This is a genomic window from Microbacterium sp. SYP-A9085 (genome assembly GCF_009649635.1).
Taxonomy (GTDB): domain Bacteria; phylum Actinomycetota; class Actinomycetes; order Actinomycetales; family Microbacteriaceae; genus Microbacterium.
Window position 1 is genome coordinate 581,229 of sequence record NZ_WJII01000002.1, and the last position, 25,006, is coordinate 606,234.

Here is a 25,006-nt window from a genome sequence, read left to right on the forward strand (position 1 = left end):
GCCATGAGCGGATCGCCGCGACCGGCCCGCACCGTCCTGCGCGGCGGGCGAGTCGTCGACGCGTCCGGCGAACGGACCGCGGACGTGGCCATTGTCGGCCGCGAGGTCGCCGCGGTGGGCGACATCCCCGCCCGCCCCGGCGACACTGTCGTGGACTGCATCGGCCGGCTCGTCCTTCCGGGGATCGTCGACGCGCACTCGCACGCGGACGGGCTGCTCGGCGACGACGCCGTGCAGCGCGCGCTGCTGCGCCAGGGCGTCACGACCGTGATCGTCGGTCAGGACGGCGTGTCGTACGCGCCCGGCGACGGGGGGTACGCGGCGGAGTACTTCGCCGCCATCGACGGCGACCGGCCCGTCGCCCCCGGCGGCGGGGTCGCCGGCTACCTCGCCGCCGTCGACGGGGCGTCCCGGCTGAACGCCGCGTACCTGGTGCCCGCCGGCACCGTGCGGTTCGAGGTAGCCGGCCGGTCGCAGGCCTCCGCCGGCCCGGCGCAGCGGGCGGCGATGGTGGGGCTCGTCGAGGAGGGCCTGCGCGCCGGCGCGGTCGGCCTGTCCACGGGGCTGGACTACGTCCCGGGGATGTTCCAGGATGCCGACGAACTGGCCGCCCTGTGCGCGCCGGTCGCCCGGGCCGGCGGCGTGTACGTCAGCCACATGCGCGGCGGCTACGAGGCGAACGCGGCGGCGGGGATCGCCGAGATCGCCGCCATCGCTCGCGCGGCATCCGCCGCGACCGGCGCAGCGCTGCGGGTGCACGTCTCGCACTTCCACGCCGACGCCGACATAGTGCTCGCACAGCTCGACGCGCTGGAGGCCGCCGGGGTGGATGCCACGTTCGACGCGTACCCCTATATCCGCGGCTGCAGCCTGATGGGAATGCCGCTGCTGCCGCCGGAGCTGTCGGCCCGGCCGGTGGACGACATCCTGCACGCCCTCGGTGACCCGGAGCAGCGCGACCGGCTGGCCCGCGAATGGTTCCCGCGCGTCGCACAGAACCCGAGCCTCGGCCCCGACTGGGCGAGCATGATCACGCTGTCGCACCTGGCCGCGCCCGAGCTGGCGTGGGCGCACGGCCTGACCATCGCGGAGGCCGCCGCCCGCGCCGGCACCGACCCGATCACGTTCGCGCTCGATGCTCTGCACGCGTGCCGGCTGCGCGCGAACATCGTGATGGCCGTCCGCAACGAGCGCCCCGTCGCCGAGCTGGCCCGCATCTTCGCGCATCCCGCGCACATGGGCGGCTCGGACGGCATCTTCATCGGCGCGCACCCGCATCCGCGGGCCCGCGGGACGTTCGCCCGCTACCTGCGCGAGTACGTCCGCGAGACCGGCACGTGGACGTGGCGGGATGCCGTCCGGCATCTGTCCACCGGCCCGGCCGCCCGGTTCGGCCTCGGGCGGCGCGGCGCTATAGCGCCCGGTGCCGTCGCCGACCTCATCGTCGTGGACCCGGATGCCGTCGCCGACACCGCGACGTACGCGCAGCCGCAGGGCGAGTCGGTGGGCATCGACGACGTCTACGTGGGCGGCATCCCGGTGCTCGCCGGCGGCGAGCTCACCGACGCGCTGCCCGGCCGCGGCCTGCGCCGCGCCGGATCCGACCGTTGACCATCCAGAGAAGGGAATCCCCCATGACCAAGACCGCTCTCCGCACCGCGAACGCGCCTCAGCCTGCGGGCCCGTACAGCCAGGGCATCGTCGCGAACGGTTTCCTCTACACAGCCGGCTTCGGCCCGCAGGACCCGGCCACCGGGGCGGTGGCCGACACCGTCGCCGAGCAGACCCGGCAGGTGCTGCGCAGCATCGGGGCCGTGCTCGCCGAGCACGATCTCACCCTCGACGACTGCGTGAAGACCACCGTGCACCTGGCCGACCTCGCCGACTTCGCGGAGTTCAACGCGGCGTACCAGGAGTTCTTCGCTGAGCCGTACCCGGTGCGCACGACGGTTGGGTCGCAGCTCGCCGGCATCCTCGTCGAGATCGATGTGGTGGCCGCGCTGCCGGCCGCGTAGGGGCCGCTATTCGACGGTGACGGACTTGGCGAGGTTGCGGGGCTGGTCGATGTCCAGGCCCCGCGCCGTCGCCAGGCCCATCGCGAACACGTGCAGCGGCACGACCGCCAGCAGCGGCTCGAACAGGGGCCCGGCCAGCGGGATGCGCAGCACCTCGTCCGCGAACGGCAGCACCGCGGCATCCCCCTCTTCGGCGATCACTATCACGCGGGCGCCGCGGGCGCGGATCTCCTGGATGTTGGACACGACCTTGTCGTGCAGCACCGGCGAGTGCACCGGCGACGGGACGATCACGAACACCGGCTGTCCCGGCTCGATCAACGCGATGGGGCCGTGCTTGAGCTCGCCGGCGGCGAAGCCCTCCGCGTGGATGTACGAGATCTCCTTGAGCTTGAGCGCACCCTCCAGCGCTATCGGGAACCCGACGTGGCGGCCGAGGAACAGCACCGAGCGGCTGTCGGCCATCCAGCGGGCCAGCTGCGTGACGCGCTCCTGCTGGTGCTCGAGGATCCACGAGATCTTGCCGGGGACGGCCTCGATCTCGGCGACTGCGGTGGCCTGCTGCTCCGCGGTGACGGCGCCGCGCACGCGGCCGATGTGCAGCGCGAGCAGGTACAGGGCCGTGATCTGAGCGACGAACGCCTTCGTCGAGGCGACGGCGACCTCGGGACCGGCGTGCGTGTACACGATCGCGTCCGACTCCCGCGGGATCGTCGCGCCCTGGGTGTTGCAGATCGACAGCGTCTTGGCGCCGCGCTCGCGGGCGTACTTCACCGCCATCAGGGTGTCCATCGTCTCGCCGGACTGGCTGATCGAGACCACGAGCGTGCCGGGGTCGAGGACCGGGTCACGGTAGCGGAACTCGTGCGCGAGCTCCACGTCGACGGGCACGCGCGCCCACTGCTCGAGCGCGTACTTCCCGACCTGGCCGGCGTACGCCGCCGTGCCGCAGGCGATCACGAGGATGCGGTGGATGCCGGTGAAAAGGCCGTCCAGGCCCTCCAGCTCCGGGATCTCGACGATGCCGTCGTGGGTGCGGCCGCGGACCGTGTTGGCGACGGCCTCCGGCTCCTCGGAGACCTCCTTGGCCATGAACGACGACCAGCCGCCCTTCTCGGCGGCGGCGGCATCCCACGTCACCTGGAACGGCTCGACCTCGACGGCGTTCCCATCGAAGTCCGTCACGCGCACGCCCTCCGGAGTGATAGCGACGATCTGATCCTGGCCGATCGCCAGGGCGCTGCGGGTGTGCTCGACGAACGCCGCGACATCAGAGCCGAGGAAGTTCTCGCCGTCGCCGAGGCCGATCACCAGCGGCGAGTTGCGGCGCGCGCCGACGACGAGGCCGGGGTGCTCCTGGTGCATCGCGAGCAGCGTGAACGCGCCGTCCAGGCGGCTCACGGTGGACCGGAACGCCGCCTCGAGGTCGCCGCCGTTCGCGCGGTACTCATGCGCGAGCAGCACCGCGGCCACCTCGGTGTCGGTCTCGCTGAGGAACGTGGCGCCGGAGGCGAGCAGCTCGGCCTTGAGGGCCGCGAAGTTCTCGATGATGCCGTTGTGGATGACGGCCAGTCGGCCGTCGTCGGCCAGGTGCGGGTGCGCGTTCTGATCGGTCGGACCGCCGTGGGTGGCCCAGCGGGTGTGGCCGATCCCGGTGGTGCCGTCGGGCAGCGGAGTGCGGGCCAGGTCGTCGCGCAGGACGCCGAGCTTGCCGGCGCGCTTGCGCATCCCGAGAGTGCCGTCGGCGTCGATGACGGCGATGCCCGCCGAGTCGTAGCCGCGGTACTCGAGCCGGGCGAGCCCGGACAGCAGGATGCTCTCACTCGGCCGCGGGCCGACGTATCCGACGATTCCACACATGCCCCCCATGGTACGGAGCACCGATTGCGAAGCGCCTGAACAAACGCGCGCCGCGCGCGCCGCGCCGGGCCGCGCCCCGGCGCGGGCGCGATGCGCCGAACCCACCTCCCAGTGCCGAACCCATCCGCTATAGCGCGCGGGTTCGGCAACCTGTGGTGGGTTCGGCGCGGGGCGCGCGCGCGGGATGCCGCGGGAGGGGGATGCCGCGGCGCGGCATCCCGCTACAGCTTGCGGAGTTGGATGCGCTCGACGGCGTGGTCGCGGCCCTTGCGCAGCACGAGCGACGCACGATGCCGGGTGGGCAGGACGTTCTCCTCGAGGTTGGGCAGGTTGATCTCGGTCCAGAACCCGAGCGCGCGGGCGACGGCGTCCTCGTCAGTGAGATCGGCGAACACGCGGAAGAACGAGCTCGGGTTGCTGAAGGCGCTGTGGCGCAGCGCGAGGAAGCGGTCCACGTACCACCGCTCGATGTGTGCGGGATCGGCATCCACATACACGGAGAAATCGAACAGATCGCTGACGGCGACGTCGTTGGGCGTGGGCGGCGGCTGCAGGACGTTCAGGCCCTCGACGATCAGCACGTCCGGACGCCGCACCGTGACGTGGGCGTCGGGGACGATGTCGTACCGCATGTGCGAATAGAAGGGGGCGCGGGCCTCGGGCACCCCGCTCTTTATCTGGATCAGGAACTCGACGAGCGCGCGCCGGTCATACGACTCCGGGAACCCCTTGCGCTCCATCAGCCCGCGCCGCTCCAGCTCAGCGTTCGGGTAGAGGAACCCGTCGGTCGTGATGATCTCGACGCGCGGTGTGTCAGACCACCGACTCATCAGCTCTCGCAGCAGCCGCGCGATCGTCGACTTGCCGACCGCCACGGATCCGGCCACGCCCACGACAAACGGGGTCGTCGAGTCCGTCTCCTCGCCGAGGAACTCCGCGGTCTCCGCGCCGAGCCGCTTGGTCGCCGTCGCGTACAGGCTCAGCAGACGGCTCAGCGGCAGGTAGACGTCGCGTACCTCTACGAGATCGAGCCTGTCGCCGAGGCCCCGGATCTGGACGACCTCGGTCTCGGTGAGCGGCTGCGCCATCCCCGCGGCCAGGCGCGCCCACTCCGCGCGCGGGATCTCGCGGTACAGCTCCGGCGCCGGTGCCTGGGTGCTCATCTCAGGGGACATCGCGAAACATCGTAGCGGCAGGCGCCGTCGCGGCGGACGGCGCGTCGACACAGAGCCCCCCTATGCTGGCCGGATGCGGACCCGTGTCTTCACGGACGGCGACGACGCCGTCCCCGCCCCCGCCGACGGAGCGCCCGAGCGCGTGGTGGTCGTCGGCGCCGGCATCGCGGGGCTGACCGCGGCGAACGCGCTGCGCACCGCGGGCGTCGACTGCGTCGTGGTCGAGGCGCGCGACCGTATCGGCGGGAGGCTGCACACCGTCGACGTCGACGGGCACGCCGCCGACCTGGGCGGGTCGTGGGTGCATCATCCCGGGCACAACGTCCTCGCCGACTGGGTGGAGTTCGCGCAGGTGCCGTGGATCGCGGATCCGTCCGGCGCGTTCTTCGCCGGGTACGACCTGGGCGAGCGTCGGCCGCTGACGCCGGACGAGCTGGATGCCGCGGGATACGCGGCGCTGGAGCCGGTCGCCGCGATCGTGCGGGCGGATGCCGCGGCCGGCCGGCCGGACCGCTCGGCGGCCACGGTGATCGACGAGCATCTCGCCGGCATCCCGGAGCCGGAGCGCACCCGGCGCTGGCAGATCATGGCCGCCCTGATCGAGCAGGACGGTGCGGGCCTCCTGGACGACATCTCCGCGCGCTGGGCGTTCTCAACGACCGCGCTGGTCGGCGACGTCGTCGACAACGTGCCGATCGGCGGGTACCGGCGCGTGTTGGCGCCGCTGGCGGCGGGAAGCGACATCCGGCTGTCCGCTCCGGTGCGGCGCATCGCGCAGACCGCCGACGGCGTCGAGGTGTCCGGCGATGGGTGGTCCGAGGCGGGGTCGCACGCGATCGTCACGCTGCCGCTGGGGGTGCTGCAGTCCGGGAGCGTGGAGTTCGATCCGCCGCTGCCGGCCGCGCGCCGCGACGTGATCGCGGGCACCGGGTTCGGCAGCATGGAGAAGGTCGTGCTCGCGTTCGAGGAGCCGTTCTGGCGGGCCCGCGGCATCCAGCACGCCGTGGTCCTGCCCGCCGACCGCACCCAGGCGTCGACGTGGATGTGGGACTTCGGGCTGACGCCGACGATGATGATCCTCATCGCGCAGAGCGGGACGGCCGCGGCCTGGCACGATCCGCGCGGCTGGGCGCTGGAGCAGCTCACCGCGCTGTGCGGCGGCGACATCCCGGAGCCGACCGGCCTCGCCGCGACCGACTGGCTGCACGACGCGTACGCGCGCGGCAGCTACACGCACATCCGCCCCGGCCGCAGCGACGCCGACATCGACATCCTGGCGCAGCCGGTGGGGCGGATTCTGTTCGCCGGCGAGCACACGAGCCGGGCCCGGCTCGGATACGCGGACGGCGCGCTGTCGAGCGCCCTGCGCGAGGCGCGGCGCCTGCTGCGCACGCCGCACATCGAGCTGTCCGCTCCCTGACGCGCCGAATCCGCCGGCGCCGCGCGCCGAACCCACCCGTCATTGCCGAACCCACTCGCCATAGCGGATGGGTTCGGCACCAGCGGGTGGGTTCGGCGCGACGGGATGCCGAGGAGCAACACGGCGCGACGGGATGCCGCGGGGCAAAACGGCGCGGGGGGCGACGCGGCCCAGGTTGACGCATCCCCCTCCCGCGCGCCGCCCCGCCGCGCGCGCCGAACCCACCCGTCAGTGCCGAACCCACCCGCTATAGCCGATGGGTTCGGCACCAGCGGGTGGGTTCGGCGCGATAGAGCACGCAACACGGCGCGAGTCCCGCCGCCGCGCGCACTACGCTGGCCCCGTGCGCCTGGGAGTCCTCGATATCGGCTCGAACACCGTCCACCTGCTCGTGGCGGACGTGCGTCCGGGCGGACGGCCGCTCGCGACCACGAGCGAACGCGCGATTGTGCGGCTGATGCGGTTCCTCACCCCGGACGGCGCCATCAGCGAGGAGGGCGTCCGGGCGCTGGTGGATGCCGTGGCCCACGCCCGCGACCTCGTGGCCGCCGACCCCGTTGACGAGCTTCTCGCCACCGCCACGTCCGCGGTGCGCGACGCGACGAACGGCCCCGCCGTGATCGCGCAACTCGAGAGCACGCTCGGCCATCCGCTGCAGGTGCTGGATGGGGAGACCGAGGCGCGGCTGACGTTCCTCGCCGCCCGGCGCTGGTTCGGATGGGCGTCCGGGCGCATCCAGCTGTTCGACATCGGCGGCGGCTCGCTCGAGCTCGCGACCGGTCCCGACGAGGTGCCGGAGGTCGCGGCATCCGTCCCCCTCGGCGCGGGACGCATGACGCTCCGATTCCTGCCCGACGACCCGCCCGGCGAGGTTGCCGTCGACACGCTGCGCCGCCACGCCCGCGGGGTGCTCGCCCCGGTCGCCACCCGGTTCCGCGAACTGCCCCGCCCGGATCACGTGATCGGCTCGTCGAAGGCGATCCGCTCGCTCGCCCAGCTCGCCGGCTACCCACGCGCGGGATGGAGCGGGACCGAGCGGATGATGCTTCCCCGCGCCGCGCTCGGGTCGTGGATCCCGCGCCTCGCGCGCATCCCGGCATCCTCCCGCCAGGAGCTGCCCGGAATCACCCCGGACCGCACGATGCAGATCGTCGCGGGCGCGGTGGTGCTGCACACGGCGATGGAGCTGATGGATGTCGCGGAGCTCGAGGTGTGCCCCTGGGCGCTGCGCGAGGGCGTGCTGCTGCGCTACATCGAGTCGCTCGCGTGGCAGTCCGCCGCCGGCTGAGCCCACGCGACACCCCGCACGCGCAACGCAGCGACGCGCGCCGCCCCGCAGAACCCCCTACGCCGGCAGCGCCAGATGCTCGCGCACGACATCCGCGAGCTGCCCGGCGATCTGCGACGCCAAATCCGCGTCGGCGGCCTCGACCATGACGCGCACGAGCGGCTCGGTGCCCGACGCGCGCAGCAGCACGCGGCCGGTATCGCCGAGGGATGCCTCGGCGTCGGCGACGGCCGCGGACACCCGCGGGTGCGCGACCTGCGTGCGATCCACGCCCTGGACGTTCACGAGCACCTGCGGATACACCGTCATCACGGAGGCGAGCTCGGCCAGGGACCGCCCGGTGGATGCCATCCGCGACAGCAGGTGCAGGCCGGTGAGCAGGCCGTCGCCGGTCGTGGCGTACTGGCTCATGATCACGTGCCCGGACTGCTCGCCGCCCAGGGCGAACCCGCCCTCGGTCATCCGCTCCAGGACGTAGCGGTCGCCGACGGAGGTCTGCTCGACTCGGATGCCGTGCTCGGCCATCGCGCGGTGCAAACCGAGATTGCTCATCACGGTTGCGACGAGCGTGTCCGCCACGAGCGCCCCGCGCTCCTTCATCGCCACCGCGAGGATCGCCATGATCTGGTCGCCGTCGACGATGCGCCCGGCGGCGTCCACCGCCAGGCACCGGTCGGCGTCGCCGTCGTGCGCGATGCCCACGTCGGCGCCGAGGCGGACGACCTCCAGGGCGAGCTTGTCGATGTGCGTGGACCCGACGCCGTCGTTGATGTTCACGCCGTCGGGGTCCGCGCCGATCACGGTCACCCGGGCGCCCGCGTCGCGGAACGTCTCCGGGGAGACGCCGGAGGCGGCGCCGTTCGCGCAGTCCAGGACCACGTGGATGCCGTCGAGCCGGTGGGGCAGCGACTGCAGCAGGTGCACGACGTAGCGGTCCTCGGCATCCGCGAACCGGCGGATGCGGCCGACGGCGGCGCCGGTCGGCAGCAGTTTGGGTCCGACCAGGGCGGCTTCGATGCGCTGCTCCACGACATCCGGGAGCTTCACCCCGCCGCGGGCGAAGATCTTGATCCCGTTGTCGGGGGCGGGGTTGTGGGATGCCGAGACCATGACGCCGAAGTCGGCGTCGATCGATCCGATGAGGAACGCGGCGGCCGGGGTCGGGATGACGCCGGCGTCCAGGACGTCGACCCCGGATGCCGCGAGCCCGGCCGCGACGGCGGAGGCCAGGAACTCGCCGGACACGCGCGGGTCGCGGGCGACCACGGCGGTGAGGCGCTTGCCGGCGGCGCGACGCGCGTCGGCGGTACGACCCTGGCCCAGGACGACAGCGGTCGCCTGGGCCAGGGTGAGCGCGAGATCGGCGGTGAGGGGGCCGTTGGCCAGCCCCCGCACCCCGTCCGTGCCGAACAGCGGCATCGAGACGGTCCCGATCAGCGCTTCGAGTACTGCGGAGCCTTGCGGGCCTTCTTCAGACCGGCCTTCTTGCGCTCCTTGACGCGGGCGTCGCGGGAGAGGAAGCCGGCCTTCTTCAGGGTCGGGCGGTTGTTCTCGACGTCGATGCCGTTCAGCGCGCGGGCGATGCCCAGGCGCAGGGCGCCGGCCTGGCCCGAGTCGCCGCCGCCGTGGATGCGGGCGATGACGTCGTACGCGCCGGTGAGGTTGAGCACCGTGAACGGGTCGTTGATCAGCTGCTGGTGCAGCTTGTTCGGGAAGTAGTCCTCGAGGTCACGGCCGTTGACCGTGATCTTGCCCTCGCCGGGGATCAGCCGCACGCGGGCGATCGCCTGCTTGCGGCGGCCGACGGCCGCGCCGGGGACGCTGAGTACGGGGCGGGGAGCCGCCGCCTCGGCGGCCACGTCGGCCGTGCTCTCGGTGGTGTAGTTCGTGAGTTCGGTGGAGTCGTTGTTCGCCACGAGTGTGTCCTTTGTGTCTGCGGCGCTTACTGGGCGACCTGATCGAAGGTGTACGTCTTGGGCTGCTGGGCGGCGTGCGGGTGCTCGGCGCCGGCGTAGACCTTCAGCTTGGTGAGCTGCTGGCGACCCAGGGTGTTCTTGGGGAGCATGCCGCGCACGGCCTTCTCCACTGCGCGGACGGGGTTCTTCTCCAGAAGCTCCTCGTACGAGACGGACTTCAGGCCGCCCGGGTAGCCGGAGTGGCGGTAGGCCAGCTTCTTCTGGAGCTTCTGGCCGGTCAGGGCGACCTTGGCCGCGTTCACGATGACGACGAAGTCGCCCGTGTCGAGGTGGTTCGCGAAGGTCGGCTTGTGCTTGCCGCGCAGGAGCGCGGCCGCGTGCGAGGCCAGGCGGCCGAGCACGACATCGGTGGCGTCGATGACCAGCCACTCGCGCTGGATCTCGCCAGCCTTGGGGGTGAAAGTGCGCGTCACAGTAGTGCTGCTTTCTGATCGAACGGAGACGTTCGTGAATCCCACTCCGGGGTGGTTCTGCGGCGAAGCCGCCGAACACGCCAGTGGAGGGCTCACGTTCGCGGTGCACCCGCAGTGGACGCACCAACGGGACAGTCTACGGCATCGGGATGCCGCGGCCAAACGCCCTACGTGGGGTGACGGGCCCGCAGCCTCCCTCTACCCCAGCAGCGTCCCCGCCAGCGCCAGCAGTACGAACGATCCGTTGTAGACGACGTGGATCAGCACGGCACCCCAGATCCGCCCGGTGAGCACGACGGTCAGCCCGCACACGAGTCCGAGCAGCGCGAGCGACACGACCTGATCGAGGGCGACGGCATCCAGGCCGTGCGCCAGCAGGAACAGCCCCGTGCTCGCGACCACCGCGATGCCGCCGGCGATCACTCCCCCGAACGCACGCCGCAGCACGGCGTAGACCGAGACGAGGAGGACGGCGCGGAAGAAGAACTCCTCGACCAGCGGGGCGATCACGACGGGCGAGACCGCGTCGGTGAACCACCATCCGTCCGGCAGCGACCCGCCGATCCGCGGGTACGAGGGCAGCGCACCGCTGCCGCCCGCGGCCATCTCCAGCCATCCCTGCGTCAGCCGCAGGATCAGCCCGAGCGCGACCCCATAAAGGAGGTCCAGCGGACGCAGGCGCAGAAGCCCGACGGGCCGCGACCGCGAGAACGCGATCACGATGGGCACGAGCATCCCGACCCAGGCCAGTCCCGTGCCGATCAGTGCGCCCAGGGTGCCCGGCAGGAAGACCTGCAGCGCCGATCCGGCGAGCAGCATGACTCCGAACACGATGCAGGCCCACGCCAGCATCCCCTCCCGCCAGCGCAGCACGGTGCGGCCCCCCAGGCGCCAGTCGGTGCGGCGTCGACGCCGATGACGCCGCGGGGTCGGCGCATCCGTGTCGTCGAGGTCGAGCCGTGCGCCGTCGAACCGCAGGGCGCTGAAGTCGACCTCGTCGAGGCGGATCGCGTCGCTAGAGTGGTCGGGCACGCGCCCACGATACCGGGGCGGACGATGGAGGTGCGTCCTGTTCGAGATCCTCACCGTCTGCACCGGCAATATCTGCCGGTCGCCGCTGGCGGCGCTCGTGCTGCAGCAGCATCTCGGCCCGTTCGGCGCCCGCGTGTCCAGCGCCGGCACGCGTGGCCTGGCATCCGCGTCGATGACGCCGGAGGCGCAGACGCTTGCGGCCGCCATGGGGGTGGCCGCCGACGAGAGTTCCGCGCACCGCTCGCGATTCCTGACGGAGCCGATGATCGCGCCGGCCGATCTCGTCCTCACCATGACCCGCGAGCATCGGCGGGAGGTGGCCGAGCTGGCGCCGGCGCGTCTGGCGGCGGTGTTCACGGTGCGCGAGTTCGCGCGGCTGGCGGCAGATGTGCCCGATGTCGAGATCCTCACCGCGGCTGACGCCGCGGGGCCGGATGCCGCGGCGCGCGTGCGTGCAGCGACCCGCGCCGTCGCGTCCCGGCGGGGACTCGTCCTGCCGCCGGCCGACCCGTCCGACGACGACGTGATCGACCCGTATCGGCGTCCGTGGGCGGTGTATCAGCAATCGGCCTCGCAGCTGGCGCCGGCGCTGAACCGGGTGATCCGCACGGTGCGCGCCGCGCTCGAGGGAGCGCCCTCCTCCTGAGGCTGGTGTGAACGCTGTGGCAATATGGGGCGCAGGCGACCGACGGGCCGCGGTACCCGAGAGGCATCATGGAGCTCAGCGACTACATCCGCATCCTCCGCAAGAACTGGCTCGTGATCATCATCGCGACCCTGCTGGGCATCGGCGCGGCCGCGGCGTACTCGATCACCCGCACGCCGCAGTTCGAGGCGGAGAGCACGGTCTTCGTGTCCACGCAGTCGAGTGACTCGGTGCAGGACTTGCAGCAGGGCAACAGTTTCACCCTCGCGCGCGTCACGACGTACACGAACCTCGTCACCACGCCGATCGTGATGAACCCGGTGATCGCGAAGCTGGGCTTGAAGACGACCGCCAACCAGCTGTCTGAGAACGTCACCGCAACCAGCCCGCTGAACACCACGCTCATCACGATCACCGTGACCGACCCCGACCCGGTGAAGGCCGCCGATATCGCAAACGCCCTGGGCGCCAGTCTGACCAGCGCCGTCGAGTCGATTGAGACGCCGAAGGGCGGTGAGAACAGCCCCGTCCGGCTCACGCGCGTCAAGGACGCCATCCCGGCCCTCGTGCCGTCCAGTCCCAACGTCCCGCTGAACCTCGCGCTCGGCGCCCTGGTGGGCCTCGCCCTCGGCGTGGGCATCGCGGTGCTGCGCTCGGTGCTCGACACCCGGGTGCGGACCCCGCGGGATGTCGAGCTCGTCACCGAGGCGCCGATCATCGGCGCCATAGCGTTCGACCCGAAGGCGAAGGAACGCCCCCTGATCGTGCACGCGGATCCGCGCAGCCCCCGCGCCGAGTCGTTCCGCGCGTTGCGCACCAACCTGCAGTTCCTCGACATGGGCGGCCGTTCGAGCTTCGTGATCACCTCAAGCGTGCCCAGCGAAGGCAAGTCGACGACAACGATCAACCTTGCCATAGCACTGGCCGACGCCGGGAAACGGGTGGCCCTGCTGGACGCCGACCTGCGCAAGCCGAAGGTCGCCGAGTATCTCGGCATCGAGGGAGGCGCCGGTCTCACCGATGTCCTGATCGGGCGCGCCCGGGTCGGTGATGTGATGCTGCCGTGGGGCCAGCGCAGCCTCTACGTGCTGCCGGCCGGCAAGATCCCGCCGAACCCGAGCGAACTGCTCGGCTCCAACCAGATGCACCTGCTGCTTCAGGTACTCGAGCGCGACTTCGACGTCGTGCTGTGCGACGCACCGCCACTGCTGCCGGTGACGGATGCCGCGATTCTCGCCAAGGAGACCAGCGGCGCGATCGTCGCCGTGTCGGCCGGACGTACCAGCCGCCACCAGCTGGCGGGGGCGATCGAGGCGCTGGCGACGGTCGGCGCGAAGGTGGCCGGTGTCGTCATGTCGATGGTCCCGACCCGAGGGCCGGATTCTTACTACACGTATGGCTACGGGTATGGGTACGGCTACAAGGAGCCGGAACCCAAGAAGCAGCGAGCCCCCAAGCACCCGGCCGCGAAGCGCCGGAACGCCCCGGTAGCTCCGGCACCGTACGCGAACGCATCCGTCGAAGACCTGTTCGGCCCGCCTGCCGCGGCGCCCGACGGCACGGGGCCGGTGCGCAGCCGGTCCGCCGCAGCCGAGTCGCGCCGGACGCTGTAGGCGATGCCCCGCCGGCGTCGCGGTCCGACCGTCTCCCGGGCCGTCGCCATCGTCGTGGTGGCCGTGGTCACCGTGCTCGTCGCCGTCGCAGCGGTCCTCGCCTTTCAGCATGCACGCCCCTCCGGCACAGCAGCCACCGCAGCCCCCGTCCCGACGTTCTCGCTGGGCGTCGACGTCGGCTCACCTGCGACGCCTTCCCCCACCGCGACGACGCCGCCGAGCGCGGGCGACCGGTTCCTGACGGTCGGGTCCGATGCACTGTGGCGTGCCACCGCGGGCCGGTGCGGCGTGACGGAACCTCGCGTTGAACGTTCCACCGACGGCGGCAGCAGCTGGACCGACATCACCCCGCGCTACAAGGGAATCGCCCAGGTGGGTGCCCTCGATCCCCTCGGCGACAGCGCGGCGCAGATGGTGGCCGCGCTCGGTGAGAAATGCGACGTGGAGGGCATTCGCACGTTCACGCGAGGCCGCTTCTGGGAGCCGAACAAGGACGTGATCGCCCCGGCCCGGTACATCGATTTCCACGATGCCGGCGTCGTCGTGACACCGGGCGGTGAGATCGCGGCACCGTGCGCCTCGGCGCACGGACTGCGCGCCACCGGCCCGGTCGTGGCGCTTGTGTGCGGGAAGACCGCATACGTAGTAACGGGTGACTCCTGGACGAAGCTGCCGGCGACGAGGGTCGCGGCCGTGGCCGTCTCCTCTGGGACGGTGATCGTGGCTCACGACGGCAACCAATGCCGCGGCCTGACGCTGACCGAGTACCCGGAGGGACACCCGTCGGCCGGCAACATGGTCGGCTGTGCGGTCGACGCGGATGCGGGGAAGCAGACGGCCATCGCCGTTGGCGGCGACGGCGGCATCTATGTGTGGTCCGGCGAGAGTTTCGAGCTCGTCCGTCCGTGATGTCGAAGCGCTACGCGCGTCACGTCGGCGAGTAGGATTCGAGGCGATGCACTTGGGAACGACATCCTTATAACACGAACACGAAAGCTCATCGCCATATATGACATCGGATGACCGACCTTCGCTGGGTGACGGAGGAAACAGACTTACCGAAACCTCGCTGACCACCGACTGGGAGCCGCAGCCAACGCGGCACAGCGAGGGCCGCCTCAGCGGGGAAGTATGCAGGGATAACAAGCAGGCCTCCCCCGACGTCGCTCCACGCAGAGGCCCCACAAAGTGGCGGAAGATCTACTCCCGCCGTGTGGCAGCGACGGATCTCCTCGTCCTGATCTGGGTCGTATACGGAACTCAGATCGGCTGGCTCGGCTTTGGAAACCCAGGACTAGACGGACTTGACATCGTCTCCTACTGGGCGTTCTCCGCCTTCCTAGTCGCGACCTGGTTTTGCGCCCTGTCACTTGCTGACACCCGTAGCGATCGTGTCATTGGCAAGGAGAACACTGAGTATGTGCGCGTTGCTGACACAAGTTTACGCGTCTTCGGGGCACTCGCGATCGCCGCGTTCCTAATGCGGGTCGACATCGCCCGCGGATTTCTCCTCCTAAGCCTACCCATCGGCATCATCGTGTTACTCGTCGAGCGATGGCTATGGCGTCAGTGGCTCGTTTCGAAGCGAGCGCTCGGCCAGTTCTCTGCACATGTACTCCTCGTCGGCTCAGAGGGCTCTGTCGTTCAAATATCACGGGAACTTAACCGAGCACCCGATGCTGGTTACAGGGTTGTGGGCGCCTGCGTACCCCGAGGTCAAGTCGGTGACCTGGTACCTGGCACCGAGATTGCCATCATGGGTGATCTCGATTCGATCGAAAATGCAATTGCTGCCACCGATGCCGACACGGTGGCTATTACAAGTACTGGAGATCTCCCACCAGGCAGAATCAAGCAGATCTCCTGGGGTCTCGCGGCCGGCCACCAGCATCTTGTACTTGCACCAAGTGTCACCGACATCGCGGGGCCGCGAATACATGCGCGTCCAGTGGCCGGCCTTCCGTTAATCCACGTTGAGACGCCGCGATTTTCTGCCGGACAACGATTCTCGAAACGAACCTTTGATATCCTCTTCTCGACGGTACTCCTGATTGTCCTTTTCCCGGTATTGCTCTTGGTCGCTATCCTCGTCAAGACAACCAGCCGCGGACCACTCATCTTTAGCCATGAACGCGTCGGCCTGAAGGGACAATCGTTCCGCGTCCTCAAGTTCAGATCGATGAAACAAGGTGCCGACCGAGAACTAGCTGCACTGCTTGCCGACCAAGGTACAGCCGATTCCCCCCTGTTCAAGGTGAGAAACGATCCACGCATCACGCAAATTGGCCGCATCCTACGCAAGTACTCGCTTGATGAACTTCCGCAACTGTTCAACGTAATTGCCGGGTCAATGAGTCTCGTGGGGCCGCGCCCCCAGGTCGCGGCCGAGGTGGCGCTCTATTCAGACGCGGCCAAGCGCCGACTACTCGCACGCCCTGGGATAACGGGTCTGTGGCAAGTAAGTGGCCGCTCATCGCTCGCGTGGGACGACGCCGTGAGACTCGATCTCTATTACGTGGAGAATTGGTCGCTCCTTAGTGACATAGCAATCCTCGCTAAGACGCTGAAAGCCGTCGTGCGTCCTGGGAACGACGCCGTATGACGAGCTCCGACTCCCTGCCGGACGACGCTGCGAGCGACCGACTTTCCCATAAACGTCCTCGGGTGCTGTTGGTTACACCATTCTCCCCCCGCTTCTTATACGGGCACGGAAGCGACGATATCGGGCGGTTTCTATACCAGGCACTCGGGTTCGTTTGCGATCTGACCGTTTATGCCCCCCGCCCAAGCGATAGGTGCCCCGTCACTGAAACCAGTAATCTCTCGTACGATCTTGTAGAAACTCCAGCGGGGAAACAATCTGTCACACGGTTTCTCGGCACGTACCCTGCCGCTGCGAGAAAGGACTGGGCGGCGATTCACACGGCACGGGTGCATGATCTACAGCAACGGCTCCGGCCCGATCACATCCATATCGAGTATCTACAGCCCGTCGAAGTGGGACTTACTCAGTCAGCAGCGCCGTGGAGCATCACCTTCCATGACATCGGCACGATCGTAAGCCACGAATCAATCAGCGGCGCGGCCGGCCCGACCAAGATTCATCGTGCCGTTGAATCGGCACGCATTCGACGGTTAGAAGCACGAACAATCCAAAAGGCGAACGGCATCTTCGTCCTGTCGGAGCGAGACCGCCAATGGATTCGCGAGCGCGGCGGACAGCCAACAGTCCTGCGGCTCGGGATTCAACCAGCAAGCATCCGGTGGATCCCTCCAACGGGTGATGCGAATCTGACGCTACTCTTCGCCGGAGCAATGTGGCGAGACGCCAACGAGCGCTCCGCCATCTGGCTGATGACGCAGGTTCTTCCACGCATACACGCCGAGATTCCCGATGCCCGCCTCCGAATTGTTGGTGAGCGTCCAACTCCCCGACTTATGGAATTTGCGCGCGCGTCCAACCGGGTGGACGTCGTCGGACACGTAGACAATCTTGACGCAGAGTATGCGGGCGCGGGCCTCATCTTGGCCCCCACGATGGTGAGTGCAGGAATTCTCCTAAAAGTACAGCGGGCACTCGCTTGCGGAGCGCCAATGGTCATCAACAGCGCCGCCGCTCAGCCACTAGGTCTCACCAATGGGGTGAACGCCCTCATCGCTAACGACCCCCAAGGCTTCGCGGAAGCCGCAACCGCTGCCCTCAAGAGTTCAAGACTCCGTCGACTACTCGGATCGAATGCACACCACTATGCAACTGAGTACGGGAGTTGGGAGCACACTGCGCGGCAGTTCGTCCGACTAATTAGGACAGCGAGAGGGATATGATAGCACTCATCGTTGTCTATCAGTCGCAACAAACATTGCGTCAATGTGTCGACGCGGCCATCACCTCCGGGGTTGAAAGAGTCGTAATATGGGATAACTCACCTCGGCCAGTTGCAGAGCCAGCACTTCGTAGCCGGCGGTCATCGCACGTGACAATTTTTCACGACGGAAAAAATCTTGGCTTCGGCGCAGCAATGAATCGCGCCTTCGATCAGGTGGAACCGAGGCCGGATGAGGAAGTATTACTGCTGAACCCGGATTGTATTGCCTCGTACGATGCTCTGCAGCGGATGAGTTCGACACTATCCTCCCCCGGCATTGGAATCGTCGGGCCCCGTATGCACTATGCAGACGGGCGCGCGGGAATATCCGGCGGCACGAAGCCAACACTGATCAAAGAGGCCCTGGCGCAGACCCGCGTCGACGACCTCCTGCCGGACCGTGCACGGCAATGGGCGGTCAACACAATCACAAGACGGCGCGGCAGTGGCGGATACGGAGACACTCTCGTCCAAGGGGACCCAATCCAAGTCGATTGGCTTTCGGGATTTTGCATGTTGATGCGGGCGGAAACATACCGCTCCGTTCGTGGATTCGACGAAGACTTCTTCCTGTACTTCGAGGACGTGGATCTCTGCGAACGTATTCGGCAGAGTGGCCTGGCCTGCGTCATTGATCGACGCACTCAGCTCCTCCATTATGAGAGCACGAGTACATCAATGGCCGGCAAGAGCGCTCTATATCGTGCAGGAATGTGGACATACTTTTCAAAGCACGGCAACCCCTTCGAACGCGCGATAGCTCGAACAGTACGAGGAAGACGATGAGAGTTCTTGTGGTGACACCCTGGCAGATCGATCGAACGCGACCCCGCTCGCGTGGCCTCATCGCGATTCTTTCACAGCATTGTGAAGTACGAATCGTATCAGTGGTCTCCAGTTCCAGAAGTCCAAGGACCGCCAGGGCGACCTCGTCAGTTCAGAAGTCACCACCCGCGCCGACGCAAACTGTTCCTTTGTCGCCCGTCGGAGCGATCACACGCGTCGTCGCTGCGATCTTTAGAGGAGGATCACTTCAGCAAGCCTTTGTCAGTTCGGCACGCGCACGGCGAACGATCCAGAGAGCAGTGTCGGAATTTCATCCCGACTTTGTGTATTTCAATGTTCTGCGAACCGCGCAGTTCATCAAAGACGCAGCGGGAGTACCCGCCATAGTCGACCTCGACGAGTTTCGAAGCAAGTTTTATGACCAATTGGCAACTTCGAGTTCGAGCGCATTCTGGCGCCTCGTAGCACGCATTGAGTCAGCGCGCATGCGACGGGCCGAACACGACGTCATGACGAAAGCGGCGTTGATTCTGGTATCCTCACCTGCGGACCTGCGCCCCGACACGCGAGCTCCCATCCGGCTGGTCAGGAATCCGCACGAATTCGGCGGTCCGTTGGCCGTGGAAATGAGTGAGACGCTGCATCGAGAACACGGCCGCGTCACCAAGCGGATAGTTTTTGTCGGGCGCCAAAGCTATCGCGCCAACCGCGAGGGGATTCTGTGGTTCGCGACGAGAATATTCCCGCGCGTAAAAGCTCTCGAACCTGGTTGCGTGCTTCAGATCGTAGGGGAGCGACCGCCTGCCGCGATTCGCGCCTTGGCCTCGCCCGACATTATGGTCACCGGCGGTGTCGAATCGGTCGAACCCTACTATCGGGGAGCCTGTATCTCTATCGCGCCAATACGCCAAGCAACCGGCGTCCAGATGAAGCTCGTCGAGTCGCTCGCGCTCCAGACACCCTGCGTCGTAACCCCCACGGTCGCAGTGGGAGCAGGCGTTTGTGACGGCATGGAGTGCCTTGTCGCGGATACCGAGGACGAATGGTTTGACGCCGTTTGTCGTTTGATTCACGATCAAAAATTGAGGGAAGACCTGAAAGGGCACGGTAACTTGTGGGTGGATGAGATGCATTCCACTCCGGCCGTAGAAAAGCAGTTCATGGCTGCATTGACAGAAGCAGGTATTGTTCCGCCAGGCGCCGGCGGTTCAAGCGACTCCTTGGCCAGCGGATAGGAGCAGGCCCGACTTGGTCACCAATCTCGCATCCCACGCAGCACGTGGTGCCACGTTCACGATCGCTTTACAGGCGACCAAATTTTCGATTCAGCTCGTAGGCCTTGTTATACTTGCGCGGATCCTGCCACCGAGTGTATTCGGGCTCGTAGCGATGGTGACCGCGGTGGTAGGTGTGGCAGATGTGCTTAGAGATTTCGGGTTATCGTCCGCGGCCGTGCAACTCCGAGAACTGTCCGCGAAGCAAGCGTCGAACCTCTTTTGGATAAACTCCACTCTCGGCCTCTTTCTTGCAGCGTTGACCGCGGCCGCGGCCCCGCTACTAGTTAGTCTCTACGGTGATCCTCGTCTGCTTGAGATTGCTGTCGCGATTTCGCTCGTCTTCGCGTTCAATGGCGCACAAACACAATTCCAAGCACACCTGACCCGGCAAATGCACTACCGGACTCTCGCGCTGACGGACCTGGGGGCACAGGCAGTAGCGCTTATAGTCGCAATTGGCGCTGCGTGGTGGGGCGCGGGGTATTGGGCGATAGTGCTCCAGTTGATATCTCAATCATTTTCGCTACTCGTGTTCAGGTTCTCGACTTCTGATTGGCGGCCCGGCCTGCCGGCTCGATCCGCAGACGTCCGCCCAGCGTTAAGATACGGCAGAAACTTGGCCGGGACGCAATTGCTGGTGTATGCGAGTGCGAACCTTGACTCGGTGCTGGTGGGAGCCAGGTTCAACGAGACACAGTTGGGCCTCTATAGCAGAGCGTATCAGTTGCTCGTGCTTCCCATAGGCCAGATTCTCTCACCGCTTACGGCGGTTGCCCTGCCAGTGCTATCACGTCTGCAGGATGACCGGAAGCGGTTTGTGGCGTATCTCCTGCGAGCACAAACTCTCGTCGTCTACTTGACAACTTCCCTCTTTGCCACGTCTGCGACATGTGCCACCTACGCGATTCCACTCATCCTCGGAACTGCCTGGTCGGAGTCGGCATTCATATTTCAGATATTGGCGGTCGGTGGCGCCTTTCAAGCCGTTAACTACGTAACATACTGGGTGTACATATCGCTTGGCCTCACGCCACAGCATCTTCGATATACACTTACTACGCGGTCCTTGCTCATTATTCTCATGGTCGCAGGAAGTTTCTTCTCACCCGCTGGAGTTGCCGCTGGGTTCTCAGCGGGCATGGCACTGGCATGGCCGATCTCTCTCATGTGGGTGCGCCGAAGCGCGCACATCCCGATACGGGGGCTCGCGAGCGTTGGTATCCGAGGAATCACAATGGGGGTGGTTGGAGCAACAGTCGGCATGCTCGCGGGATACATGACCGCTCACGCCGGTGACTTGACTCAGTTGATCGTCTCCGCACTTGCGTGTGTGGTGTCAATGGCGGTGATCACGCTCACCTTCCCTACCGGACGACGTGATATCCGTGAGATCGCTCTCACGGTGTCCCTCCTCAGGCACAGGAAGGCAGGCAGGGAATGAAAACCGCTTTCTGGTGGTCCCCACGCCGAATGGTCCGCCTACTGTGGCCAGAGGTTCGACAAAGCTCTCGGGCGTGGCTGTCCTTGCGCATAACCGGAGGAAGAGTACTTCGAAACTTTGGTGACGAACTTGCGCCACACCTGTTCGAGGCGGCGACTGGCGAATCGCTGAGATGGGCGCCACCATCGCATGCAGCAATAATCACGGTTGGCTCAATCATCGACCTTTACGCGTATCATGCTCAGGGCGCTTCTGTATGGGGTGCGGGTCTTCGCCGTCTCCCCGCGAGTCCAGGCGAGGGCCGTGCGCTGCGAGCGCGACTCGGACGCTGCTACGCCGTACGGGGCCCTCTCACCCGCGAAGCATTAGGGCTATCTGATGAGTGCATCCTCGGAGACCCCGGGATCCTCGCTCCGGAAATTTTGCAAGGCGAAGTGCCGCTGCCTACCGGGCGCCCACTGGTAATACCGCACTATCGGGCGTGGGGATCGAGGCAAGGTCGGGTCGTGATTAAAGAGTTTATGCGGGCTGGATTCGATGTCGTCGGGCCGAATCAAGATCCGGTCAATATAGTTCGGCATATCCGGAATGCATCGGCTGTATTCGGGTCCAGCCTGCATGCGATAATCGTCGCCGACGCATTCGGGGTTCCGGCTAGCCTCACGACATTCGCGGAAAAGGCTCCTTTAGGAGAGCCCAACTTCAAGTATCGTGATTACTTTCAGAGCGTCGGCGCGATGCCCGAGTGGTTGAGCTGGCGCGACGTCATCTACGACTATGATGGTGCCGTGGAGTCCATCCGAACGGTGTCGGATATACGCTTCAATGCTTTGGTGGCTCTACGTGAGGGCCTGAAGACCTCGGCCAGGAGTGTCTTGACTGGAGCCGAGTCTGAACAATGACAGTGCTACTTGTGACAACGCTGGCTATGGTCGGGGTTCTTATCGTTGCCCATTTCGGCGGCACTCTCGGCGCATCGATCGTGGTGCTCCTCTTCACATTGTCAGCTTACCCCAAGACGCTTACATCGGTTGCGGGCTCTCCAATCCCTCATGTCGGAATTGCCGCGGCAACACCTTCTTTGACAACATACTCGCTGGCACTCGTAGTCATTATTGTCGGACTATTTCTGCGACATGGCATACCACGTTCGTTATGGTTGTGGGCGCCGTTCAGCCTCTGGTGCTGTGTAGCGCTGACCACCGGCTGGTGGCCAAATACTGACGAAGCATGGGCCGGCATATTTCAGCTCGCCTTAGCGCCCCTCGCGTGGTGGGTCGGGTGTGAAGCGGCAACTGGGGCTCGGAATCAACCGCGCATTGCACGGGTCGTTGTCTACGCGATCCTCGCGATCTTGATAATTCAGCTTGCCGTCGCGTCGCTGCAAGCCAGCGGTATTGCAATTAATCCGATGCCGCCAGCGAATGAGGCCCTGCTCGGCAATCGCTCGAATGGGACGCTTTCTCATCCGAACGACCTGGGCAAGATTGTCCTGTTGCTGACTGCGGTCAGTTTGCCCCTGTTCGCGGATCGTGATGGCATACGAGTGAGTAGGCGGTTCTTCTTACTTCTAATTCTGAGCTTCGCAATCCTTGTTCTAACTGGCGGCAGAGCTGTTCTCATCGGATCAGCGGCCACAATCATCCTTTGGTTCCTATTGCAACCGAACACACGCGCGGGGATGAACCGGAAATTTGTCGTCATAGGCTTTTCAAGTGTTGGCGCTCTTCTCGTCTGGATGGCACTCGCGGCACGGTTTGATGAAGACCCGACGGGTGGTGCACGTAACCAGCTCAGCGCGCTCGCGCTCCAACAGATCTCGATGCGGCCATTCATTGGGACCGGCCCGAATTCTTATGTCTCTATTGTTGGCCAGTTCGATCCACTCACAGCGAGTGGGGTTCCCGTGCATAGTTCGTTCTTGCTCGCAGCAGCAGAATTGGGGATTCCTGGGGCCATCGCATTTGCGCTTCCGTTCGCGGTCGCTGTGCTACGCGCCTTGCGTAAGACTCCCGGACGAACAAGCGTCTCGGCCTGGTCACGGAGCCTCATTGCCGTCATTCCTGCGTGTGTGCTGATCGGCGCCACGGGCTGGGGACTGCTTGGGAGTTACGTCCTGCCCTTGCTTTCTTTCATGTTCGGCTGGCTTGCCTTCGGGGAGGATCACTTAGTTGGAAGACGGCTCCCGCATCACTCTGGTCCACGTGCCACGCGACACTTCGTTTCGCGGTCGAGAGGACTTTAGCGATGAGTAGGACAGACTCAGTGGTCTGACGGGCGCGAATGGACCCGTCAGCGTTTCGCCAGGCCGCGCATCCGCACTAGTCAGGCGTCATTTAGAGTTGATCAAGTGACCCAACCCGCCCTACCGCGCAGAGCGCGCATCGTCGGAGTCGCCATTGCATGGGCATTGGCGGTGTCCCTCGTGTCGTCGATTTCAGTCACCGCTTGGGTCGCGGTACGCGGATTCCTGGCATATGGACATCTTCGCAACGTCGAGACGACGGCGCTCGCAGTAAAGGCCGACATGTCCGACCCCGCCAAGGCCTCTGCCGCGATCACACGGCTTTCTGAAGACACCTCCGCCGCACGATCGCTGACATCGGACGCCATCTGGAAGGCGGCCGAAGGTCTGCCCTGGGTGGGGCCCCAGCTCAAGGCCGTATCAACGCTGACGGCCGCCGCCGACGACGTCACAAGCAAGGCGCTCGGTCCCCTCGCGCAGGTGGCAGCCTCCTTCTCCCTGGACTCGATCCACCCGAAGAACGGCGCCATCGACCTCTCGTCGTTCACATCGATCCGCACTGCCGCAACGACAGGCGCGACGCAGATTGGCGAAGCCGCGGCATCCGTGGATGCAATCGACAAGCGCCCGTTGGTCCAGCCGCTCCGTGACGCCATCGATCAGGTCAGCCAGATCTTCAGTGAGACCCAGGTAGCGGCGGAGGTCTTGGTCCGGACGACGACACTGCTGCCGCCAATGCTGGGCTCCGACGGCCCCCGCAACTACCTCGTCATCTTCCAGAACAACGCCGAGCTGCGCTCCCTCGGGGGGATCAGCGGCGCGATGGCGCTCATCCACACCGACAAGGGAAAGATGACGCTCGCCGCACAGGACTCGACGAGCGGATTTCCGCGATACGACAAGCCGGTCGTGCCGCTCGGCAAGGAGGTCCTGGGCATCTACGGCGAGCGCCCAGCGCAGTGGATGCAGAACGTGACCCAGGTTCCCGACTTCGCGCTGACGGGCAGGATCGCGCGAGCGATGTGGGCACGGGAACACGACGGTCAGAAGGTCGACGGGGTGATCTCACTCGACCCCGTGGCACTCTCGTACCTGCTCCAAGCCACCGGGCCCGTCAAGCTGGCCACGGGCGACGAACTCACGAGCAAGAACGCCGTCTCACTGCTGCTCAACGACGTCTACAAGCGCTACGACGACCCCCGCCGGCAGGACGCGTTCTTCGCCGCCGCGGCGGCCTCGGTGTTCCAGGCGCTGTCAGACGGACGCGCCCAGCCCGCCGAGCTCGTGAAGGCGCTGAGCCGTGCCGGGGACGAGCGACGTCTGCTGCTGTGGAGTGCCCACGCGGCCGACCAGAAGATCCTCGCCGATACGACGCTGTCTGGAGGGCTTCCCGTCACCGATGCGTCCGGCACGCGGTTCGGCGTCTACCTCAACGACGGCACGGGATCGAAGATGGACTACTACCTGCGCGACGACGTGAAAGTTGCCTGGCAGCAGTGCACCACGCGTAGCGGAAGCACATCTGGCACCGCCACGCTGACGGTGAAACTCACGAATGCCGCACCCAAGTCCGCAGTATCCCTCCCCGACTACATCACCGGCGGCGGCGTTTACGGAGTCAAACCGGGCACCTCGCGGACCGTCGCGTACGTGTACCTTCCCGAAGGATTCCAGTTGCAGAACGCCGCGCTGAGCACGAATAAGGGCTTCGGCGGCGGAACCCACGAAGGCCGCCAGGTGCTCAGCTTCACCATGGATCTCAAGCCAGGGCAGTCGGCATCCGCCGTCTTCACAGGCCTGATCACCGCCGCCGCGTCACCGACTCTCGACGTCGCCTCTACTCCCACGGTTAACTCTGGTAACGCTACGCGGGTTGCTGCGAGTTGCCCCAATGCATAGGATGAGGTATAGGGGACACCGCAGCATTTCACTTTGATGCCCCCTGGCCATCCA

21 protein-coding genes are annotated in these 25,006 nt (G+C 66.5%); 15 read left to right on the plus strand and 6 right to left on the minus strand.

Going from position 1 to position 25,006, the window contains the following annotated elements:
• Positions 1 to 3 precede the first annotated feature (3 nt).
• Positions 4 to 1,611, plus strand: coding sequence for an amidohydrolase family protein (locus GH740_RS07380; RefSeq protein WP_153745405.1), 1,608 nt, complete (start codon positions 4 to 6; stop codon positions 1,609 to 1,611).
• Between the two features lie 23 nt (positions 1,612 to 1,634).
• Positions 1,635 to 2,015 carry a RidA family protein gene (locus tag GH740_RS07385; RefSeq protein WP_153745406.1) on the plus strand — a complete coding sequence of 127 codons (381 nt, stop codon included), beginning with the start codon at positions 1,635 to 1,637 and terminating at the stop codon, positions 2,013 to 2,015.
• Positions 2,016 to 2,021: 6 nt separating this feature from the next.
• Here GH740_RS07385 and glmS read toward each other — a convergent pair whose 3' ends face one another.
• The gene (gene glmS, locus GH740_RS07390; RefSeq protein ID WP_153745407.1) at positions 2,022 to 3,875 is read right to left on the minus strand and encodes a glutamine--fructose-6-phosphate transaminase (isomerizing); all 1,854 of its coding nucleotides are present in this window, start codon (positions 3,873 to 3,875) and stop codon (positions 2,022 to 2,024) included.
• A gap of 221 nt (positions 3,876 to 4,096) precedes the next feature.
• A complete protein-coding gene (gene coaA, locus GH740_RS07395; protein ID WP_172978324.1) occupies positions 4,097 to 5,050 on the minus strand; it encodes a type I pantothenate kinase in 954 nt (317 codons plus the stop codon).
• 73 nt (positions 5,051 to 5,123) lie between these two features.
• On the opposite strand from coaA, the gene GH740_RS07400 reads away from it, so the two are divergent.
• Positions 5,124 to 6,470, plus strand: coding sequence for an NAD(P)/FAD-dependent oxidoreductase (locus GH740_RS07400; protein ID WP_153745408.1), 1,347 nt, complete (start codon positions 5,124 to 5,126; stop codon positions 6,468 to 6,470).
• Between the two features lie 343 nt (positions 6,471 to 6,813).
• Entirely contained in the window at positions 6,814 to 7,758 is a 945-nt protein-coding gene (locus tag GH740_RS07405; RefSeq protein WP_367641006.1) for a Ppx/GppA phosphatase family protein, read from the plus strand.
• Positions 7,759 to 7,815: 57 nt separating this feature from the next.
• Here GH740_RS07405 and glmM read toward each other — a convergent pair whose 3' ends face one another.
• The 4 genes from glmM to GH740_RS07425 all read right to left on the minus strand — a co-directional run bounded on the left by glmM (position 7,816) and on the right by GH740_RS07425 (position 11,179).
• Positions 7,816 to 9,177, minus strand: a complete 1,362-nt coding sequence (gene glmM / locus GH740_RS07410) for a phosphoglucosamine mutase (protein ID WP_153745410.1) — start codon at positions 9,175 to 9,177, stop codon at positions 7,816 to 7,818.
• Positions 9,178 to 9,191: 14 nt separating this feature from the next.
• On the minus strand, positions 9,192 to 9,674 hold the full coding sequence (gene rpsI / locus GH740_RS07415; protein WP_367641009.1) for a 30S ribosomal protein S9: 483 nt from the start codon (positions 9,672 to 9,674) through the stop codon (positions 9,192 to 9,194).
• A gap of 26 nt (positions 9,675 to 9,700) precedes the next feature.
• Positions 9,701 to 10,147: a 50S ribosomal protein L13 gene (gene rplM / locus GH740_RS07420; protein WP_367641011.1), complete on the minus strand. Its 447-nt coding sequence runs from the start codon at positions 10,145 to 10,147 to the stop codon at positions 9,701 to 9,703.
• A 198-nt stretch (positions 10,148 to 10,345) separates the two neighbouring features.
• Complete coding sequence (locus GH740_RS07425; RefSeq protein WP_367641013.1) at positions 10,346 to 11,179, minus strand: lysostaphin resistance A-like protein; 834 nt, start codon at positions 11,177 to 11,179, stop codon at positions 10,346 to 10,348.
• 46 nt (positions 11,180 to 11,225) lie between these two features.
• Here GH740_RS07425 and GH740_RS07430 point away from each other — a divergent pair, with 46 nt between their 5' ends.
• The 11 genes from GH740_RS07430 to GH740_RS14315 all read left to right on the plus strand — a co-directional run bounded on the left by GH740_RS07430 (position 11,226) and on the right by GH740_RS14315 (position 24,952).
• Entirely contained in the window at positions 11,226 to 11,825 is a 600-nt protein-coding gene (locus GH740_RS07430) for a low molecular weight phosphatase family protein (protein WP_367641063.1), read from the plus strand.
• Between the two features lie 68 nt (positions 11,826 to 11,893).
• Positions 11,894 to 13,438 (plus strand): polysaccharide biosynthesis tyrosine autokinase, encoded by a 1,545-nt coding sequence (locus GH740_RS07435; protein ID WP_153745411.1) that lies wholly within the window; start codon positions 11,894 to 11,896, stop codon positions 13,436 to 13,438.
• A gap of 3 nt (positions 13,439 to 13,441) precedes the next feature.
• The gene (locus GH740_RS07440; RefSeq protein ID WP_153745412.1) at positions 13,442 to 14,347 is read left to right on the plus strand and encodes a hypothetical protein; all 906 of its coding nucleotides are present in this window, start codon (positions 13,442 to 13,444) and stop codon (positions 14,345 to 14,347) included.
• 100 nt (positions 14,348 to 14,447) lie between these two features.
• Complete coding sequence (locus GH740_RS07445; protein ID WP_153745413.1) at positions 14,448 to 16,040, plus strand: sugar transferase; 1,593 nt, start codon at positions 14,448 to 14,450, stop codon at positions 16,038 to 16,040.
• Positions 16,037 to 17,263, plus strand: coding sequence for a glycosyltransferase family 4 protein (locus GH740_RS14310; RefSeq protein ID WP_153745414.1), 1,227 nt, complete (start codon positions 16,037 to 16,039; stop codon positions 17,261 to 17,263). Before GH740_RS07445 ends, GH740_RS14310 begins: the two co-directional genes overlap by 4 nt.
• A complete protein-coding gene (locus GH740_RS07455) occupies positions 17,260 to 18,090 on the plus strand; it encodes a glycosyltransferase family 2 protein (RefSeq protein ID WP_153745415.1) in 831 nt (276 codons plus the stop codon). The genes GH740_RS14310 and GH740_RS07455 overlap by 4 nt, the downstream gene beginning before the upstream one ends.
• Before the next feature lie 299 nt (positions 18,091 to 18,389).
• Positions 18,390 to 19,325 carry a glycosyltransferase gene (locus tag GH740_RS07460; protein ID WP_172978325.1) on the plus strand — a complete coding sequence of 312 codons (936 nt, stop codon included), beginning with the start codon at positions 18,390 to 18,392 and terminating at the stop codon, positions 19,323 to 19,325.
• A gap of 13 nt (positions 19,326 to 19,338) precedes the next feature.
• The gene (locus tag GH740_RS07465; RefSeq protein WP_172978326.1) at positions 19,339 to 20,808 is read left to right on the plus strand and encodes a lipopolysaccharide biosynthesis protein; all 1,470 of its coding nucleotides are present in this window, start codon (positions 19,339 to 19,341) and stop codon (positions 20,806 to 20,808) included.
• A 29-nt stretch (positions 20,809 to 20,837) separates the two neighbouring features.
• A complete protein-coding gene (locus GH740_RS07470; protein WP_253941324.1) occupies positions 20,838 to 21,710 on the plus strand; it encodes a polysaccharide pyruvyl transferase family protein in 873 nt (290 codons plus the stop codon).
• A gap of 11 nt (positions 21,711 to 21,721) precedes the next feature.
• Positions 21,722 to 23,053, plus strand: a complete 1,332-nt coding sequence (locus tag GH740_RS07475; protein WP_172978328.1) for an O-antigen ligase family protein — start codon at positions 21,722 to 21,724, stop codon at positions 23,051 to 23,053.
• A gap of 105 nt (positions 23,054 to 23,158) precedes the next feature.
• On the plus strand, positions 23,159 to 24,952 hold the full coding sequence (locus GH740_RS14315; protein WP_153745420.1) for a DUF4012 domain-containing protein: 1,794 nt from the start codon (positions 23,159 to 23,161) through the stop codon (positions 24,950 to 24,952).
• The last annotated feature ends 54 nt before the right edge of the window (positions 24,953 to 25,006 follow it).